At 64.8% G+C, this 15,547-nt stretch carries 26 protein-coding genes; all 26 read left to right on the plus strand.

Annotated features, from left to right (window positions below):
* The first annotated feature begins 9 nt into the window (after positions 1–9).
* The gene (rplB, locus tag ACQR03_RS02555) at positions 10–843 is read left to right on the plus strand and encodes a 50S ribosomal protein L2 (RefSeq protein ID WP_006611841.1); all 834 of its coding nucleotides are present in this window, start codon (positions 10–12) and stop codon (positions 841–843) included.
* Between the two features lie 12 nt (positions 844–855).
* Positions 856–1,134: a 30S ribosomal protein S19 gene (rpsS, locus tag ACQR03_RS02560; RefSeq protein WP_006611842.1), complete on the plus strand. Its 279-nt coding sequence runs from the start codon at positions 856–858 to the stop codon at positions 1,132–1,134.
* Positions 1,135–1,144: 10 nt separating this feature from the next.
* Complete coding sequence (gene rplV, locus ACQR03_RS02565; RefSeq protein WP_315714562.1) at positions 1,145–1,525, plus strand: 50S ribosomal protein L22; 381 nt, start codon at positions 1,145–1,147, stop codon at positions 1,523–1,525.
* Between the two features lie 21 nt (positions 1,526–1,546).
* Positions 1,547–2,257 (plus strand): 30S ribosomal protein S3, encoded by a 711-nt coding sequence (gene rpsC / locus ACQR03_RS02570; RefSeq protein ID WP_012045041.1) that lies wholly within the window; start codon positions 1,547–1,549, stop codon positions 2,255–2,257.
* 40 nt (positions 2,258–2,297) lie between these two features.
* On the plus strand, positions 2,298–2,711 hold the full coding sequence (gene rplP, locus ACQR03_RS02575) for a 50S ribosomal protein L16 (protein WP_008963467.1): 414 nt from the start codon (positions 2,298–2,300) through the stop codon (positions 2,709–2,711).
* A 5-nt stretch (positions 2,712–2,716) separates the two neighbouring features.
* On the plus strand, positions 2,717–2,923 hold the full coding sequence (gene rpmC / locus ACQR03_RS02580) for a 50S ribosomal protein L29 (protein WP_006611846.1): 207 nt from the start codon (positions 2,717–2,719) through the stop codon (positions 2,921–2,923).
* Between the two features lie 10 nt (positions 2,924–2,933).
* Complete coding sequence (gene rpsQ / locus ACQR03_RS02585) at positions 2,934–3,182, plus strand: 30S ribosomal protein S17 (RefSeq protein ID WP_212358258.1); 249 nt, start codon at positions 2,934–2,936, stop codon at positions 3,180–3,182.
* 101 nt (positions 3,183–3,283) lie between these two features.
* The gene (gene rplN / locus ACQR03_RS02590) at positions 3,284–3,652 is read left to right on the plus strand and encodes a 50S ribosomal protein L14 (protein WP_006611848.1); all 369 of its coding nucleotides are present in this window, start codon (positions 3,284–3,286) and stop codon (positions 3,650–3,652) included.
* On the plus strand, positions 3,652–3,966 hold the full coding sequence (rplX, locus tag ACQR03_RS02595; protein WP_315714561.1) for a 50S ribosomal protein L24: 315 nt from the start codon (positions 3,652–3,654) through the stop codon (positions 3,964–3,966). Before rplN ends, rplX begins: the two co-directional genes overlap by 1 nt.
* Positions 3,959–4,516 (plus strand): 50S ribosomal protein L5, encoded by a 558-nt coding sequence (rplE, locus tag ACQR03_RS02600; RefSeq protein ID WP_172108070.1) that lies wholly within the window; start codon positions 3,959–3,961, stop codon positions 4,514–4,516. The genes rplX and rplE overlap by 8 nt, the downstream gene beginning before the upstream one ends.
* Positions 4,517–4,562: 46 nt before the next feature.
* The gene (gene rpsN / locus ACQR03_RS02605; protein WP_315714560.1) at positions 4,563–4,868 is read left to right on the plus strand and encodes a 30S ribosomal protein S14; all 306 of its coding nucleotides are present in this window, start codon (positions 4,563–4,565) and stop codon (positions 4,866–4,868) included.
* A 13-nt stretch (positions 4,869–4,881) separates the two neighbouring features.
* Positions 4,882–5,280, plus strand: a complete 399-nt coding sequence (gene rpsH / locus ACQR03_RS02610) for a 30S ribosomal protein S8 (RefSeq protein ID WP_315714559.1) — start codon at positions 4,882–4,884, stop codon at positions 5,278–5,280.
* 13 nt (positions 5,281–5,293) lie between these two features.
* Complete coding sequence (gene rplF / locus ACQR03_RS02615) at positions 5,294–5,827, plus strand: 50S ribosomal protein L6 (protein ID WP_315714558.1); 534 nt, start codon at positions 5,294–5,296, stop codon at positions 5,825–5,827.
* 11 nt (positions 5,828–5,838) lie between these two features.
* Positions 5,839–6,201 (plus strand): 50S ribosomal protein L18, encoded by a 363-nt coding sequence (rplR, locus tag ACQR03_RS02620; protein WP_006611854.1) that lies wholly within the window; start codon positions 5,839–5,841, stop codon positions 6,199–6,201.
* Positions 6,202–6,249: 48 nt separating this feature from the next.
* Positions 6,250–6,822, plus strand: coding sequence for a 30S ribosomal protein S5 (gene rpsE / locus ACQR03_RS02625; protein ID WP_006611855.1), 573 nt, complete (start codon positions 6,250–6,252; stop codon positions 6,820–6,822).
* Between the two features lie 60 nt (positions 6,823–6,882).
* Positions 6,883–7,074 (plus strand): 50S ribosomal protein L30, encoded by a 192-nt coding sequence (gene rpmD / locus ACQR03_RS02630; RefSeq protein ID WP_006611856.1) that lies wholly within the window; start codon positions 6,883–6,885, stop codon positions 7,072–7,074.
* Between the two features lie 11 nt (positions 7,075–7,085).
* Positions 7,086–7,571 carry a 50S ribosomal protein L15 gene (rplO, locus tag ACQR03_RS02635; protein WP_009031841.1) on the plus strand — a complete coding sequence of 162 codons (486 nt, stop codon included), beginning with the start codon at positions 7,086–7,088 and terminating at the stop codon, positions 7,569–7,571.
* A 156-nt stretch (positions 7,572–7,727) separates the two neighbouring features.
* Entirely contained in the window at positions 7,728–9,062 is a 1,335-nt protein-coding gene (secY, locus tag ACQR03_RS02640; RefSeq protein ID WP_315714557.1) for a preprotein translocase subunit SecY, read from the plus strand.
* 84 nt (positions 9,063–9,146) lie between these two features.
* Complete coding sequence (locus ACQR03_RS02645; RefSeq protein ID WP_315750031.1) at positions 9,147–10,025, plus strand: adenylate kinase; 879 nt, start codon at positions 9,147–9,149, stop codon at positions 10,023–10,025.
* 195 nt (positions 10,026–10,220) lie between these two features.
* Positions 10,221–10,589 (plus strand): 30S ribosomal protein S13, encoded by a 369-nt coding sequence (gene rpsM / locus ACQR03_RS02650; RefSeq protein WP_315714555.1) that lies wholly within the window; start codon positions 10,221–10,223, stop codon positions 10,587–10,589.
* Positions 10,590–10,718: 129 nt separating this feature from the next.
* Positions 10,719–11,108, plus strand: coding sequence for a 30S ribosomal protein S11 (rpsK, locus tag ACQR03_RS02655; protein ID WP_006611861.1), 390 nt, complete (start codon positions 10,719–10,721; stop codon positions 11,106–11,108).
* A 112-nt stretch (positions 11,109–11,220) separates the two neighbouring features.
* Positions 11,221–12,252 (plus strand): DNA-directed RNA polymerase subunit alpha, encoded by a 1,032-nt coding sequence (locus ACQR03_RS02660; protein WP_315714554.1) that lies wholly within the window; start codon positions 11,221–11,223, stop codon positions 12,250–12,252.
* 133 nt (positions 12,253–12,385) lie between these two features.
* Positions 12,386–12,799, plus strand: coding sequence for a 50S ribosomal protein L17 (rplQ, locus tag ACQR03_RS02665; protein ID WP_315754213.1), 414 nt, complete (start codon positions 12,386–12,388; stop codon positions 12,797–12,799).
* Positions 12,800–13,038: 239 nt separating this feature from the next.
* Positions 13,039–13,833, plus strand: a complete 795-nt coding sequence (locus ACQR03_RS02670) for an SDR family NAD(P)-dependent oxidoreductase (RefSeq protein ID WP_315827335.1) — start codon at positions 13,039–13,041, stop codon at positions 13,831–13,833.
* Between the two features lie 8 nt (positions 13,834–13,841).
* Positions 13,842–14,138 (plus strand): DUF1330 domain-containing protein, encoded by a 297-nt coding sequence (locus tag ACQR03_RS02675; RefSeq protein ID WP_315714551.1) that lies wholly within the window; start codon positions 13,842–13,844, stop codon positions 14,136–14,138.
* A 21-nt stretch (positions 14,139–14,159) separates the two neighbouring features.
* Positions 14,160–15,497: a chloride channel protein gene (locus ACQR03_RS02680; RefSeq protein ID WP_434840920.1), complete on the plus strand. Its 1,338-nt coding sequence runs from the start codon at positions 14,160–14,162 to the stop codon at positions 15,495–15,497.
* Positions 15,498–15,547: the final 50 nt, after the last annotated feature.

A 15,547-nucleotide genomic window follows, 5' to 3' on the forward strand; every position in this document is an offset into this window, starting at 1 on the left:
TGAGCTGCCATGGCACTGAAGACATTCAATCCCACGACGCCCGGCCAGCGCCAGCTGGTGATGGTCGATCGTTCGGCCCTCTACAAGGGCAAGCCGGTCAAGGCGCTGACCGAAGGCAAGCAGTCGAGCGGCGGTCGCAACAACACCGGCCGCATCACCGTTCGCTTCCTCGGCGGCGGTCACAAGCAGTCGTACCGCACGGTCGACTTCAAGCGCGACAAGGTCGACGTTCCCGCGACCGTCGAGCGCCTGGAGTATGATCCGAACCGGACCGCCTTCATCGCGCTGGTCAAGTATCAGGACGGCGAGCTCGCCTACATCCTGGCGCCGCAGCGCCTGGCGGTCGGCGACACCATCGTCGCCGGCAACTATGTCGACGTGAAGCCGGGCAACGTCATGCCGCTGGGCAACATGCCGGTCGGCACGATCGTGCACAACATCGAGGTCAAGATCGGGAAGGGCGGCCAGCTCGCGCGTTCGGCAGGCACCTACGCCCAGATCGTCGGCCGCGACCAGGACTACGTGATCGTCCGCCTGAACTCGGGCGAGCAGCGCCTGGTGCACGGCCGCTGCCGCGGCACCATCGGTGCGGTGTCGAACCCGGACCACATGAACACCTCGATCGGCAAGGCCGGCCGCAAGCGTTGGATGGGCCGCAGGCCTCACAACCGCGGTGTCGCGATGAACCCGATCGACCATCCGCACGGCGGCGGCGAAGGCCGTACCTCGGGCGGTCGTCACCCGGTCACTCCGTGGGGCAAGCCTACCAAGGGCAAGAAGACCCGCACCAACAAGTCGACCGATAAATTCATTCTCTTGAGCCGCCACAAGCGGAAGAAGTAAGGAACGACGGACATGGTTCGTTCAGTCTGGAAAGGCCCGTTCGTCGAGGCGTCGCTGCTCAAGAAGGCAGATGCGGCGCGCGCGTCCGGCCGTCACGACGTCATCAAGATCTGGAGCCGCCGCTCGACCATCCTGCCGCAGTTCGTCGGCCTGACGTTCGGCGTCTACAACGGCCAGAAGCACGTGCCGGTGGCGATCAACGAAGAGATGGTCGGCCACAAGTTCGGCGAGTTCTCGCCGACCCGCACCTTCCACGGCCATTCGGGCGATAAGAAAGCCAAGAAGGCTTGAGGATTAAGCGATGAGCAAACCAAAGCGCGAACGGAGCCTCCCCGAAAACGAGGCCAAGGCTGTGGCCCGGATGCTTCGGGTGAGCCCGCAGAAGCTGAACCTGGTGGCGCAGATGATCCGCGGCCGCAAGGCGTCGGCCGCCCTCGCCGACCTGCAGTTCTCGCGCAAGCGGATTGCGGTCGACGTCAAGAAGTGCCTGGAATCGGCGATCGCCAATGCCGAGAACAATCACGAGCTCGAGGTCGACGATCTCGTCGTCTCGCAGGCTTTCGTCGGCAAGGGAATCGTGATGAAGCGTTTCTCGCCGCGCGGCCGTGGCCGTTCGGGCCGAGTTTTCAAACCGTTTTCGCAGCTGACGATCATTGTGCGTCAGGTCGAGGCGAGCGCTTAAAGCAGGCGCTGGGAGAATACGATGGGTCAAAAGATCAATCCGATCGGTCTGCGTCTCGGCATCAACCGGACCTGGGATTCGCGCTGGTTCGCTGGCAAGGCCGAGTACGGCAAGCTGCTGCATGAAGACGTCAAGATCCGCGAGATCCTGCACAAGGAGCTCAAGCAGGCGGCCGTCGCCCGCATCGTGATCGAGCGTCCGCACAAGAAGTGCCGCGTCACGATCCACTCGGCACGTCCGGGCGTCGTGATCGGCAAGAAGGGCGCGGACATCGACAAGCTGCGCAAGCGCGTCGCCGACATCACCTCGTCGGACGTCGTCATCAACATCGTCGAGATCCGCAAGCCGGAGCTCGATGCGACCCTGGTCGCCGAGTCGATCGCCCAGCAGCTCGAGCGCCGCGTCGCGTTCCGCCGCGCCATGAAGCGCGCCGTGCAGTCGGCGATGCGTCTCGGTGCCGAGGGCATCCGCATCAACTGCTCGGGTCGTCTGGGCGGCGCGGAAATCGCCCGCATGGAGTGGTATCGCGAGGGCCGGGTGCCGCTGCACACGCTGCGCGCCGACATCGACTACGGTGTGGCCACCGCGTTCACCACCTTCGGCACTTGCGGCGTGAAGGTCTGGATCTTCAAGGGCGAGATCCTCGAGCACGATCCGATGGCACAGGACAAGCGGATGAACGAAGGCGGCGGCGAGAGCTCGCAGCCCCGGTCGCGCCGCGACGCGGCCTGATCGATCAGCCGCGACAAGACAGGTTTGAGGGCTCAAAGCCATGATGCAACCAAAGAAGACCAAGTTCCGAAAGGCGCATAAGGGCCGTATTCACGGCGTTGCGTCCTCGGGCGCGACGCTGGCCTTCGGCCAGTTCGGGCTGAAGGCGATGGAGCCGGATCGCGTCACCGCGCGCCAGATCGAGGCCGCCCGTCGTGCCTTGACCCGTCACATGAAGCGCGCCGGCCGCGTCTGGATCCGCGTGTTCCCGGATCTCCCGGTGTCGAAGAAGCCGGCTGAAGTCCGCATGGGCTCCGGCAAGGGCTCGCCTGAATTGTGGGTGGCCCGCGTCAAGCCGGGCCGGGTGATGTTCGAGATCGACGGCGTGAGCAACCAGATCGCGCGCGAGGCGCTGCTGCTGGCGGCCGCCAAGCTGCCGATCAAGACGCGCTTCGTCGAGCGCATTGCGGAGTAATGGTCATGGCCGAGATGAAGATTGCCGACATTCGCGCGATGAGCCCCGATCAGATGGACGATGCGATCGTCAACCTGAAGAAGGAGCGCTTCAACCTGCGCTTCCAGCGTGCCACCGGGCAGCTGGAGAACACCGCGCGGCTGCGTGAGGCGCGCCGCGACATCGCCCGTATCAAGACCATCGCCGCGCAGCAGCGCGCCAAGACGAAGTAAGAGGCTCGACATGCCGAAACGGACCCTTCAGGGCGTCGTCGTCAGCGACAAGCAGGCCAAGACGATCGTTGTGCGCGTCGACCGGCGCTTCACCCACCCGATCTACAAGAAGACCATCCGCCGCTCGAAGAACTACCACGCCCACGACGAGAACAACGAGTTCAAGCCGGGCGACATGGTGTGGATCGAGGAGAGCAAGCCGATCTCGAAGCTCAAGCGCTGGACCGTGGTCCGGGGCGAGCACAAGAAAACCGCCTGAGGCGCGGACCGCGGCCCTCGTCGAAGAGGGCCCGTTTCGCTTTCGGGATCAAACAAGGCGCAGCTTTCCTGCGCAGCAGATGAAGAGGACGAGGTGCATCAATGATTCAGATGCAGACCAACCTCGACGTGGCCGATAATTCCGGCGCACGCCGTGTCATGTGTATCAAGGTGCTGGGCGGCTCGAAGCGCCGCTATGCCACCGTCGGCGACATCATCGTGGTGTCGATCAAGGAAGCCATTCCGCGTGGCAAGGTGAAGAAGGGCGACGTCATGAAAGCCGTCGTGGTGCGCGTCCGCAAGGACATCCGCCGCGCCGACGGCTCGGTGATCCGCTTCGACCGCAATGCGGCCGTCCTGATCAACAACCAGTCGGAGCCGGTCGGCACCCGTATCTTCGGGCCGGTGCCGCGCGAGCTGCGCGCCAAGAACCACATGAAGATCATTTCGCTTGCGCCGGAGGTGCTGTGATGGCTGCCAAGATCCGCAAGGGCGACAAGGTGATCGTCCTGACCGGTCGCGACAAGGGTCGCACCGGCGAGGTGTTCGAGGTGCGTCCCGACGAGGGGACGGCGCTGGTGCGGGGCATCAACCTGGTGAAGCGTCACCAGAAGCAGACCCAGAACCAGGAGGGCGGCATCATCAGCAAGGAGTCGCCGATCCAGCTGTCGAACGTCGCTTATGTCGGCAAGGACGGCAAGCCGACGCGCATCGGATTCAAGATTCAGGCGGACGGCAAGAAGGTCCGCGTTGCCAAGAGCTCGGGAGTTGAGATCGATGGCTGAGACTGCTTACACCCCGCGCCTCCGCACGGAATACGACCGCACGATCAAGAGCCAGCTGACCGAGAAGTTCGGCTACGCCAACGTCATGCAGGTGCCGCGGCTCGACAAGGTCGTGCTCAACATGGGCATCGGCGAGGCCGTGAACGACCGTAAGAAGGCGGAAACCGCCGCGGCCGACCTGTCGCTGATCGCCGGCCAGAAGGCGGTCGTGACCTACTCGCGCGTCGCCATCGCGACCTTCAAGCTGCGCGAGAACCAGCCGATCGGCTGCAAGGTCACCTTGCGCAAGACGAAGATGTACGAGTTCATCGACCGCCTGATCAACGTCGCGCTGCCGCGCGTCCGCGACTTCCGCGGCCTGAACCCGAAGAGCTTCGACGGCCGCGGCAACTATTCGCTCGGCATCAAGGAGCACATCATTTTCCCCGAGATCGACTTCGACAAGGCCGGGGAGAGCTGGGGCATGGACATCACGGTGTGCACCACCGCGACGACCGACGACGAGGCCCGTGCCCTTCTGACCGCATTCAATTTCCCGTTCCGGCAGTGAGCAGCTGACTTCAAGCTTCTCAAACGCGGATACCCAGGAGCCAAGCATGGCAAAGAAGAGTTCAATCGAGAAGAACAACCGGCGCAAGCGGATGGCGAAGAACGCCGCCCCGAAGCGCGCCCGGTTGAAGGCGATCATCGCCGACAAGTCCAAGCCGATGGAGGAGCGCTTTGCCGCGACCCTGAAGCTGGCCGAGATGCCGCGCAATTCGTCGGCGACTCGCATCCGCAACCGGTGCGAGCTGACGGGCCGGCCGCGGTCGAACTACCGCAAGAACAAGCTGAGCCGCATCGCGCTGCGCGAGCTCGGGTCCAAGGGCCTGGTTCCGGGCCTCGTGAAGTCGAGCTGGTAAGGAGGGTCGCACCATGTCAACGCACGATCCCATCAGCGATCTGATCACCCGCATCCGCAACGCGCAGATGCGCTCGAAGTCGAAGGTCTCGACGCCTGGCTCGAAGATGCGCGCCAGCGTGCTCGAGGTGCTGAAGTCCGAAGGCTACATCCGTGGCTATGCCACGCTGGAGCATCCGTCGGGCCGCAGCGAGATCGAGATCGAGCTGAAATATTTTGACGGCGAGCCCGTGATCCGCGAGATCGAGCGCGTCTCCAAGCCCGGCCGCCGCGTCTACACCTCGGTGAAGAACCTGCCGCGTGTGAACAACGGGCTCGGAATTTCTGTTTTGTCGACACCGAAGGGAATCATGGCCGACCACAGCGCGCGTGACGCGAATGTCGGCGGTGAAGTTCTCTTCACGGTGTTCTAAGAAGGATTGAGCCATGTCACGTATTGGCAAGAAGCCTGTGGCGGTGCCGTCCGGAGTGACGGCCTCCGTCGACGGACAGACCGTCAAGATGAAGGGGCCGAAGGGCCAGCTTCAGTTCATCGTTCATGACGACGTGGACGTGAAGTTCGAGAACGGCCAGGTCAAGGTTGCCCCGCGTTCCGAGACCAAGCGCGCCCGGTCGCTGTACGGCACCGCGCGCGCCCAGATCGCCAACCTGGTCGAAGGCGTGACCAAGGGCTTCGAGAAGAAGCTCGAGATCACCGGCGTCGGTTACCGCGCCGCGATGCAGGGCAAGAACCTGCAGCTCGCGCTCGGCTACAGCCACGATGTCGTCTACCAGATCCCGGAGGGCATCACCATCGCGGTGCCGAAGCCGACCGAGATCACGGTCACGGGCATCGACCCGCAGCGCGTCGGCCAGGTGGCCGCTGAAATCCGCGCCTACCGGCCGCCGGAGCCCTATAAGGGCAAGGGCGTGAAGTACGCGGGTGAATTCATCTTCCGCAAGGAAGGCAAGAAGAAGTAACGGAGCCGGACATGTCGAGAGCCAAGGTTACGAATGCCCGGCGCAAGCAGCGCGTGAGGCTGTCGCTGCGCCGCTCCGCCGGCGGCCGTCCGCGTCTGTCGGTGTTCCGCTCGTCGAAGCACATCTACGCTCAGGTCATCGACGATCAGAAGGGCGAGACGCTCGCCTCCGCGTCGTCGATGGAGAAGGAGATGCGCTCGGCCGGCAACACCGGTGCCGACATCGACGCGGCGAAGGCGGTGGGCAAGCTGCTCGCCGAGCGCGCGGTGAAGGCGGGGATCAAGGAAGTCGTGTTCGATCGCGGCGGCTATCTCTATCACGGGCGCGTCAAGGCGCTGGCCGACGCGGCGCGCGAGAGCGGGCTGAGCTTCTAACATCAATGGATATGGGCGTCAGAGCCCCTCAGAAGATTGGATAGCACCATGGCAGGTGAACGGGAACGAGGCGGTCGCGATCGCAAGGAGCGCGAGGAGCGCGACAGCGAGTTCGTCGACAAGCTCGTCCACATCAACCGAGTCGCGAAGGTCGTGAAGGGCGGTAAGCGCTTTGGCTTTGCGGCGCTCGTCGTGATCGGCGATCAGAAGGGCCGGGTCGGGTTCGGCCACGGCAAGGCACGTGAGGTTCCGGAGGCGATCCGCAAGGCGACCGACTCCGCCAAGCGCAACCTGACCCGGGTCGCGCTGCGCGAGGGCCGCACCCTGCACCACGACATCTTCGGTCGTCACGGTGCAGGTCGCGTCTATCTGCGTGCGGCTCCGGCCGGTACCGGCATCATCGCCGGCGGCCCGATGCGCGCCGTGTTCGAGACGCTGGGCATCCAGGACGTGGTGGCGAAGTCGATCGGCTCGTCCAACCCGTACAACATGGTGCGCGCGACCTTCAACGCGCTGAAGCACCAGGATAGCCCGCGCTCGGTCGCCGCGCGCCGCAACATCAAGGTGTCGACCCTGCAGGCCCGCCGCGTCGGTGGCGATGCCGAAGCCGCCGCCGACTAAGGTTGGGCCGACTAACGAACGCGCGCCGTCCGCTGGATGGCGCAACTCGGAGTGAACACGATGGCTAGCGCCAAGACGATCAAGATCGAGCAGATCGGCAGCCCGATCCGCCGGCATCACTCGCAGCGCGAGACGCTGATCGGGTTGAAGCTCAACAAGATCGGCCGCGTGACCGAGCTGCCGGATACGCCGGCGGTCCGCGGCATGATCACCAAGGTTCATCATCTCGTCCGCATCGTCGACGAGAAGTAAGGAGAAGGGCGATGAAGCTCAGCGATATCGCCGACAACGCCGGCGCGCGCAAGAAGCGCATGCGCGTCGGCCGCGGCATCGGCTCCGGCAAGGGCAAGACCTCGGGCCGTGGCGGCAAGGGCCAGACCGCGCGCTCCGGCGTGCGCATCAAGGGCTTCGAAGGCGGTCAGATGCCGATGCATCGCCGCCTGCCGAAGCGCGGCTTCAACAACATCTTCGCGCTCGATTTCGTCGAGATCAATCTCGACCGGATCCAGCAGGCGATCGATGCCAAGAAGCTGGACGCCGGCAGCGTGATCAACGCCGAGTCCCTCGTGAAGTCCGGTGCGCTGCGCCGCGCCAAGGACGGCGTGCGCCTGCTCGGCCGCGGCGAGCTCAAGGCCAAGATCAACATCGAGGTGCATGGCGCCTCGAAGTCGGCGATTGCGGCGGTCGAGAAGGCCGGCGGCACCGTCAAGCTCCTGGCGCCAGCCAAGGACGAAGGCGAGGCGGCGTAACATCTGCGTCATTGCCCTGCCGCCGGCGCATGCCGGAGAGGGCAGGGCAATGGACAGAACGCGCCCGCGCACCAGATAATATCCGGCGTCTGCCCAGCCCTGCGAGCCCTCGCGGGGCCCAGTGCGGTGAAGAAGGGCGGCGGGAGAAAGCTAGATATGGCCTCAGCAGCGGAACAACTGGCGGCAAACCTCAATTTCGGCGCGCTTGCGAAGGCCGATGAGCTGAAGAAGCGCATCTGGTTCACCCTCGGCGCGCTGCTGGTCTACCGCCTCGGCACCTACATTCCGCTGCCGGGCATCGACCCGAACATCTGGGACTCGGTGTTCCGCACGCAGGCCGGCGGCATTCTCGGCATGTTCAACATGTTCGCCGGCGGCGGCATCCACCGCATGGCGATCTTCGCGCTGAATATCATGCCGTACATCTCGGCATCGATCATCATTCAGTTGCTCACCACCGTCTCGCCCCAGCTCGAAGCCCTCAAGAAAGAGGGTGAGGCTGGCCGCAAGATGTTGAATCAATACACCCGCTATCTGACGGTGATTCTTGCTGCCGTGCAGTCCTACGGCATCGCCGTCGGCCTCGAAGGCGCGGGCAACGTCGTCGCCGATCCCGGCCTGTTCTTCCGCCTCTCCACCGCGATCACGCTGACCGGCGGCACCATGTTCCTGATGTGGCTCGGTGAGCAGATCACCTCGCGCGGCATCGGCAACGGCATCTCGCTGATCATCCTGTCCGGCATCGTGGCCGAGCTGCCCTCGGCGCTTGCCAACATGCTCGAGCTCGGCCGCCAGGGCGCGCTGTCGACCGGCCTGATCCTGATCGTCATCGTGATGGCCGTCGCCGTGATCGCCTTCATCGTGTTCGTGGAGCGCGCCCAGCGCCGGCTCCTGATCCAGTATCCGAAGCGCCAGGTCGGCAACAAGATGTTCGAGGGCCAGTCCTCGCATCTGCCGCTGAAGCTGAACACCTCGGGCGTGATCCCGCCGATCTTTGCCTCGTCGCTGCTGCTGCTGCCGACCACGGTCGCCAATTTCAACGCCGGCAAGGGACCCGAGTGGTTCCAGTGGATCACGACGCAGCTCGGTCATGGCCGGCCGCTGTTCCTGGTGCTGTATCTGGCGCTGATTCTGTTCTTTGCCTTCTTCTACACCGCGATCGTGTTCAACCCGACCGAGACCGCCGACAACCTGAAGAAGCATGGCGGATTCATCCCCGGCATCAGGCCGGGCGAGCGCACCGCGGAATATATCGATTACGTGCTGTCGCGGATCACCGTGCTCGGCGCCATCTATCTGGCGATCGTGTGTCTGATCCCGGAAATTCTGATTTCCTACGCTTCCGTCCCGTTCTACTTTGGTGGCACTTCGCTTCTGATCGTGGTCAGCGTTACGATGGATACCGTGGCGCAGGTTCAGGGTTATCTGCTCGCCCATCAGTATGAGGGGCTGATCAGGAAGTCGAAGCTGCGGGGGCGCCGCCGCGGATAGCGGCGGATCGCGGCCCGGGAACCACCAAGCCAAGAACAAGGTGTGCGGGAGGGTCGCTCACCGTGTGCCGGGGGGCGAAATTCGATGAGACTCATTCTTCTGGGGCCGCCCGGTTCGGGCAAGGGAACGCAGGCGCAGCGCCTGGTGCAGCAATATGGCATCGTTCAGCTGTCGACCGGCGACATGCTGCGTGCCGCGGTGGCGGCGCAGACGCCGATCGGGCTGAAGGCCAAGGACATCATGGCGGCGGGTGGCCTTGTCCCGGACGAGGTCGTGGTCGGCATCATTGCCGACCGGATCGAGCAGCCGGACGCCGCCAATGGTTTCATCCTCGATGGCTTCCCGCGCACGGTGCCGCAGGCGGAGGCGCTGGATGCGCTGCTGAAGCAGAAGCAGATGAAGCTCGACGCGGTAATCGAACTCCGGGTCAATGAAGGCGTGCTGCTTGAGCGCGTCGAGCGCCGGGCCGCCGAGACCCGCGCGCGCGGCGAGGCTGTGCGGGCCGATGATACGCCGGAGGTCCTGACCAAGCGCCTAGCCAGCTACCGCGACCAGACCGAGCCCCTGATCCACTATTATTCGGACCATCGGATGCTGGCGACCGTCGACGGCATGATGCCGATCGAGCAGGTCACCGAGGAGATCGGACGGATCCTGGCCGCCGTCGGCAAGTCCGGCGGCAGCCGGGCGGCCAAAAAGGCAAACCCGGCCAAGCGCAGTGCCAAGGCTCGGGGCAAGACCGCGCCGGCAAAATCGGCCAAAAAGGCTCCCAGGGCGCCCGCGCCGGCGAAAAAGGCCACAAAGACAGCCAAAAAGGTCGCAAAGACTGCGAAAAAGGGAGCAAAAGCGGCCCCCAAGAAAGCCCCCAAGGCTGCGAAGAAGGCCCCCAAGCCCGCTGCCAAGGCGACCCGGGGAACCCGGAAAACCTCTGCAAAGGCTGCAAAAAAGCGCGCCAAGAGGTGACCGAATCTTGTAGGGGCGGTTGACGACCGCCGTGTGAATCCATTAATAAGCCCGCATCCAAGTCGGATGGTTTTCCAAAGATGCCGGGCCCCACGAATCGAGGGGTGGGCGTCTTGTTCGCGTTTGCGGACACCTGCCCGAGATAGCGAGAACGAAGGCCGGTCCATCCTGGGATCGGTGACAGGAGAGAAGTCCGTGGCCCGTATTGCCGGTGTCAACATCCCGACCAACAAGCGCGTCCTGATCGCGCTCCAGTATATCCATGGCATCGGCCCGAAGATCGCGGGCGAGATCATTGACAAGGTCAAGATCGCCGAGGATCGCCGCGTCAACCAGCTGAGCGACCAGGAAGTCCTGCAGATCCGCGAAATCATCGACCGCGACTACGTTGTCGAGGGCGACCTGCGGCGCGAGACCGGCATCAACATCAAGCGTCTGATGGACCTCGGCTGCTATCGCGGCCTGCGCCATCGTCGTGGCCTGCCGGTGCGCGGCCAGCGCACCCACACCAATGCGCGCACGCGCAAGGGGCCGGCCAAGGCGATCGCCGGCAAGAAGAAGTAATTTGGCGAATTGCTGATAGCGGGTGGCGAGTAGGGGCAATCCCTATTCGCTACTCGCTATTCACCGTTCGCCTTTCTGGTGTAGCCGCTGGCACTACGGCGGCGTTGAGATCTCGAGAAAGGTACTTATATGGCCAAGGAAGCCGCACGTGTCCGCCGTCGTGAGCGCAAGAACATCGCCTCCGGCGTCGCCCACGTGAATTCGTCGTTCAACAACACCACCATCACCATCACCGACGCGCAGGGCAACACCATTGCCTGGTCGTCGGCGGGCACGATGGGGTTCAAGGGATCGCGCAAGTCGACCCCGTATGCCGCGCAGGTCGCGGCGGAGGACGTGTCCAAGAAGGCTCAGGAACACGGCATGCGCACCCTCGAGGTCGAGGTTGCCGGCCCGGGTTCCGGCCGTGAATCGGCGCTCCGTGCGCTGCAGGCTGCGGGTTTCACCGTCACCTCGATCCGCGACGTGACGACGATCCCGCACAATGGTTGCCGCCCACGCAAGCGTCGGCGCGTCTAATCTGAAAGAGGCGGACAGCATGTCCGCCTCGTCGTGCTTTTGAGACATTTCGACTGCCGCGATCTGAAGCGCGGTTCTCCAACGCCAGTCAGTCAGATCCCATGACTGGCCCATGGGTGAAACAGTGACGATCCAGAAGAATTGGCAAGAATTGATTCGGCCGAACAAGCTCCAGGTCACGCCGGGCTCCGACGCGACCCGTTTCGCCACCGTGGTTGCCGAGCCGCTGGAGCGCGGTTTCGGGCAGACGCTCGGCAATGCGCTGCGCCGCATCCTGCTGTCGTCGCTGCAGGGCGCCGCCGTGCAGTCGGTGCATATCGACGGCGTGCTGCACGAGTTCTCCTCGATCGCTGGTGTCCGCGAGGACGTCACCGACATCGTGCTGAACATCAAGGACATCGCGATCAAGATGCAGGGCGAAGGCCCGAAGCGGATGGTCGTGAAGAAGCAGGGCCCGGGCGCCGTCACCGCCGGCGATATCCAGACCGTCGGCGACATCGTGGTGCTCAACCCTGACCTGCAGCTCTGCACGCTGGACGAGGGCGCAGAGATCCGCATGGAGTTCACGGTCGCCACCGGCAAGGGCTACGTCGCCGCCGATCGCAACCGCCCCGAGGACGCCCCGATCGGCCTGATCCCGGTCGACAGCCTGTTCTCTCCGGTCCGCAAGGTCTCCTACAAGGTCGAGAACACCCGCGAGGGCCAGATCCTCGACTACGACAAGCTGACCATGACGATCGAGACCAACGGCGCGATCACGCCGGAGGACGCGGTGGCCTATGCCGCCCGCATCCTGCAGGACCAGCTCAACGTCTTCGTCAACTTCGAAGAGCCGCGCAAGGAAGTCGCCCAGGAGATCATCCCGGACCTCGCCTTCAACCCAGCCTTCCTCAAGAAGGTGGACGAGCTCGAGCTGTCGGTACGTTCGGCGAACTGCCTGAAGAACGACAACATCGTCTACATCGGCGACCTCGTGCAGAAGTCGGAAGCGGAAATGCTGCGCACCCCGAACTTCGGCCGCAAGTCGCTGAACGAGATCAAGGAAGTGCTGGCCCAGATGGGTCTGCATCTCGGCATGGAAGTGCCGGGCTGGCCGCCGGAGAACATCGACGAGCTGGCCAAGCGCTTCGAGGATCATTACTGAGCATTCGTCATTCCGGGTTCGATGCTGCGCGTCGCCCCGGAATGACGTCCACCACTCGGGCGAACGCAGGCAGCCCACCTGAGCAACATGTCCGACGAACCGTCGCGGCAGATAGAAATGAAGGACTAAGACAATGCGTCACGGCAAGGTTCATCGGAAGCTCAACCGCACCGCCGAGCATCGCAAGGCGATGTTCGCCAACATGTGCGCCGCGCTGATCAAGCACGAGCAGATCGTCACCACGCTGCCGAAGGCCAAGGAGCTGCGGCCGATCGTCGAGAAGCTCGTCACCCTCGGCAAGAAGGGCGGTCTCGCTTTGCGTCGCCAGGCGATCGCCGAGATGCGCGATGTCGACCAGGTCAAGAAGCTGTTCGACGTCCTGGCACCCCGCTACAAGGACCGCAACGGCGGCTACACCCGCATCATCAAGGCCGGCTTCCGCTACGGCGACAACGCCGCGATGGCCGTGATCGAGTTCGTCGATCGCGACGTCGATGCCAAGGGCCTGGACTCGGGTCCGGTCCAGGAGACCTCGGAAGCCGCGTAAGCGCAGCTCCGACCCGACGTTCAAAACGGCGCCTTCGGGCGCCGTTTTCATTTTGAGGTTCTGCAACCCGGATGACCGAAGCGACATCCGGGTTCGCCTTGCACAGCCGGTGTGGCACCGGATATCGCTTCGCTCATCCGGGCTACGATTGATCATAAGGGATCAGCGCTGCATGCCGCGCGTTGCGTTGGCGCGATGACGCCCCACATCCTTTCCTCCAGCACAACGGAGAGCTGCTCATGCACATCGACCTCTCGGGAAAGACCGCGCTCGTCACCGGTTCGACCGCCGGCATCGGTTTTGCCATCGCCAAGGGGCTTGCTGCGTCCGGCGCGGAGGTCGTCGTCAATGGTCGCAGCCAAGCCCGTGTCGATGCGGCCGTCGCGAAGCTGAAGCAGGCGGTCCCCGCGGCCAAGCTGCGCGGCGTCGCCGGCGATGTCGCTCAGATCGGCGGCTGCAACGCCATCGTCACCGCGCTGCCCGAGGTCGACATCCTCGTCAACAATGCCGGCATCTTCGAGCCGAAGGAGTTCTTCGACATTCCCGACGAGGACTGGAGCCGCTTCTTCGAGATCAACGTCATGTCCGGCGTGCGCATGGCGCGCGCCTACATGCAGGGCATGCTGAAGCGCAACTGGGGGCGCATCATCTTCATCTCCTCGGAGTCGGCGGTGAACATCCCGACCGAGATGATCCATTACGGCATGACCAAGACCGCGCAGCTCGCGGTCTCCCGCGGCCTCGCCAAACTGACCCGCGGCACTGGCGTGACCGTCAATGCAGTGCTGCCGGGACCGACGATGTCGGAAGGCGTCGAGACCTTCGTCAAGGATCTCGCCCGTCAGAACGGCCAGTCGGAGGAGGAGGCGGCCTCGTCTTTCGTCAAGCAGCACCGGCCGGCCTCGCTGCTGCAGCGCTTCGCCGGCGTCGACGAGATCGCCAACATGGTCGTCTACGCCGCCTCCAAGCAGGCCTCCGCCACGAACGGCGCCGCGCTGCGCGCCGAGGGCGGCATCCTCGACACCATCGCCTGAGGCCGGCCATGGCGGCTTACGTCATCTCCGAGGTCGAGGTGCGCGACATCGAGGCGATGGAACGCTATCGCACCCGCGCGGCGCACTCGATCGCGCAATATGGCGGGCGCTATCTGGTCCGCGGCGGGACCTCCGAGACGGTCGAAGGCGGCCCGCCGGCCAAGACCCTCATTATCGTCGAGTTCCCCTCGATGGCCCGGCTGCGCGAATGGTATGCGTCGGCCGAATACGCCGACGCCCTGGGCGAGCGCTGGAAGGCGCTGGACCGCCGGCTGATTTTCGTCGAGGGTGCTGCACCTGCGTAGAGAACGGACTCTGTTGCGCCCATGCTGACCATCACCCCCCGCCGCAGGCGTTGGCTCAAGCTGACCTCGGCGCGGTGGCAGCGGCGGGTGCTGTTCGTGGCCGGCGGCCTGGTGGTGGGCGCGGCGGCGGTGGCGCTGGCGGAGCTCGCCGACCTGGCCCAGCTCGCCTTCAACTGGCTGTTGTCGAAATCACGCTACGCCTCACTGATCGTGACGCCCGCCGGCTTCGCGCTGTCGGTCTATCTGACCCAGCGCTTCTTCCCGAACGCGCAAGGCAGCGGCATCCCGCAGGCCATCGCCGCGCGCCACCTGACGGACACGAGCGCGCGCAGCCCGCTGGTGTCGATCCGCATCGCCATCGGCAAGGTGCTGCTGACCCTGCTCGGGCTGCTGTGCGGCGGCTCGGTCGGCCGCGAGGGGCCGACCGTGCAGGTCGGCGCCTCCATCATGTTCGCGCTCGGCCGGCTGTCGCCGCGGCGGCAGCCGGGCTTGATCCTGGCCGGCGCCGCCGCCGGGGTCGCGGCCGCCTTCAACACGCCGCTGGCCGGCATTGTGTTCGGCATCGAGGAGATGAGCCGTGCCTTCGAGATGCGGACCTCGAGCCTCGTCATCGCCACCGTGATCGCCGCTGGCCTGACCTCGCTGGCCCTGATGGGCAACTACGCCTATTTCGGCACGACGCCGATCGCGCTCGGCAAGGGCATCGACTGGCTGGCGGTGCCCGTCTGCGGGGTCTTGGGCGGCGCCGCCGGCGGTCTGTTCAGCCGCATCCTGATCACGATGGCGCGCGGGCTGCCCGGGGCGTCCGGCCGGCTCATCAAGCGCCACCCGCTGCCGTTCGCGCTCGCCTGCGGCTTTGCCGTCGCGCTGTGCGGGCTGGCGTCAGGCGATACCATCTACGGCACCGGGTATGCCCAGGTGAAAGGGGCGCTGGAGACCGGCACGCCGCTGCCGGGCGATTTCGGCGTGCTGAAATTCCTCGCCACCACCTTTGCCGCGATCAGCGGCATTCCTGGCGGCATCTTCGCGCCGTCGCTCGCCGTCGGGGCGGGGATCGGCGCCAACGTCGCCAGCCTGTTCCAGCAGTCGCTACTGGCGCCGATCATGCTGCTCGGCATGGTCGCCTATTTCGCCGGCGTGGTGCAGGCGCCGATCACCGCCTTCGTCATCGTCACCGAGATGACCGACAACCACGCCATGGTGGTGCCGCTGATGATGGCCTCGCTGATCGCCTACGGCACCTCGCGTCTGATCTGCGAGGAGGGGCTCTATCACGCTCTCGCCAAGGGCTTCGTCGCCCGAGCTGAGACCAAGGCTGAGGCCGCGCAGGAGTCGAAGCAGGCCACAGCGCCGTCCTGACGCAGCGCTCATCCACCATGTTCGGAGCGCGCCGATAACGGCTGTCGGTT

It is taken from the genome of Bradyrhizobium sp. HKCCYLS3070, assembly GCF_051167575.1.
GTDB lineage: Bacteria > Pseudomonadota > Alphaproteobacteria > Rhizobiales > Xanthobacteraceae > Bradyrhizobium.

Excerpts from the sequence above, each read along its gene's own strand:
- rpsE (WP_006611855.1), top strand. The coding sequence starts at position 6,250 with ATGGCAGGTGAACGGGAACGAGGCGGTCGCGATCGCAAGGAGCGCGAG.
- rplQ (WP_315754213.1), top strand. The coding sequence starts at position 12,386 with ATGCGTCACGGCAAGGTTCATCGGAAGCTCAACCGCACCGCCGAGCAT.
- rpmD (WP_006611856.1), top strand. The coding sequence starts at position 6,883 with ATGGCTAGCGCCAAGACGATCAAGATCGAGCAGATCGGCAGCCCGATC.
- rpsK (WP_006611861.1), top strand. The coding sequence starts at position 10,719 with ATGGCCAAGGAAGCCGCACGTGTCCGCCGTCGTGAGCGCAAGAACATC.
- rplP (WP_008963467.1), top strand. The coding sequence starts at position 2,298 with ATGATGCAACCAAAGAAGACCAAGTTCCGAAAGGCGCATAAGGGCCGT.
- rplB (WP_006611841.1), top strand. The coding sequence starts at position 10 with ATGGCACTGAAGACATTCAATCCCACGACGCCCGGCCAGCGCCAGCTG.
- rpsC (WP_012045041.1), top strand. The coding sequence starts at position 1,547 with ATGGGTCAAAAGATCAATCCGATCGGTCTGCGTCTCGGCATCAACCGG.
- rpsS (WP_006611842.1), top strand. The coding sequence starts at position 856 with ATGGTTCGTTCAGTCTGGAAAGGCCCGTTCGTCGAGGCGTCGCTGCTC.
- rplO (WP_009031841.1), top strand. The coding sequence starts at position 7,086 with ATGAAGCTCAGCGATATCGCCGACAACGCCGGCGCGCGCAAGAAGCGC.
- secY (WP_315714557.1), top strand. The coding sequence starts at position 7,728 with ATGGCCTCAGCAGCGGAACAACTGGCGGCAAACCTCAATTTCGGCGCG.
- rpsH (WP_315714559.1), top strand. The coding sequence starts at position 4,882 with ATGTCAACGCACGATCCCATCAGCGATCTGATCACCCGCATCCGCAAC.
- rplV (WP_315714562.1), top strand. The coding sequence starts at position 1,145 with ATGAGCAAACCAAAGCGCGAACGGAGCCTCCCCGAAAACGAGGCCAAG.
- rplX (WP_315714561.1), top strand. The coding sequence starts at position 3,652 with ATGGCTGCCAAGATCCGCAAGGGCGACAAGGTGATCGTCCTGACCGGT.
- ACQR03_RS02670 (WP_315827335.1), top strand. The coding sequence starts at position 13,039 with ATGCACATCGACCTCTCGGGAAAGACCGCGCTCGTCACCGGTTCGACC.
- ACQR03_RS02660 (WP_315714554.1), top strand. The coding sequence starts at position 11,221 with ATGGGTGAAACAGTGACGATCCAGAAGAATTGGCAAGAATTGATTCGG.
- rplR (WP_006611854.1), top strand. The coding sequence starts at position 5,839 with ATGTCGAGAGCCAAGGTTACGAATGCCCGGCGCAAGCAGCGCGTGAGG.
- ACQR03_RS02645 (WP_315750031.1), top strand. The coding sequence starts at position 9,147 with ATGAGACTCATTCTTCTGGGGCCGCCCGGTTCGGGCAAGGGAACGCAG.
- rplF (WP_315714558.1), top strand. The coding sequence starts at position 5,294 with ATGTCACGTATTGGCAAGAAGCCTGTGGCGGTGCCGTCCGGAGTGACG.
- rpmC (WP_006611846.1), top strand. The coding sequence starts at position 2,717 with ATGGCCGAGATGAAGATTGCCGACATTCGCGCGATGAGCCCCGATCAG.
- rplE (WP_172108070.1), top strand. The coding sequence starts at position 3,959 with ATGGCTGAGACTGCTTACACCCCGCGCCTCCGCACGGAATACGACCGC.
- rplN (WP_006611848.1), top strand. The coding sequence starts at position 3,284 with ATGATTCAGATGCAGACCAACCTCGACGTGGCCGATAATTCCGGCGCA.
- rpsN (WP_315714560.1), top strand. The coding sequence starts at position 4,563 with ATGGCAAAGAAGAGTTCAATCGAGAAGAACAACCGGCGCAAGCGGATG.
- rpsQ (WP_212358258.1), top strand. The coding sequence starts at position 2,934 with ATGCCGAAACGGACCCTTCAGGGCGTCGTCGTCAGCGACAAGCAGGCC.
- ACQR03_RS02675 (WP_315714551.1), top strand. The coding sequence starts at position 13,842 with ATGGCGGCTTACGTCATCTCCGAGGTCGAGGTGCGCGACATCGAGGCG.
- ACQR03_RS02680 (WP_434840920.1), top strand. The coding sequence starts at position 14,160 with ATGCTGACCATCACCCCCCGCCGCAGGCGTTGGCTCAAGCTGACCTCG.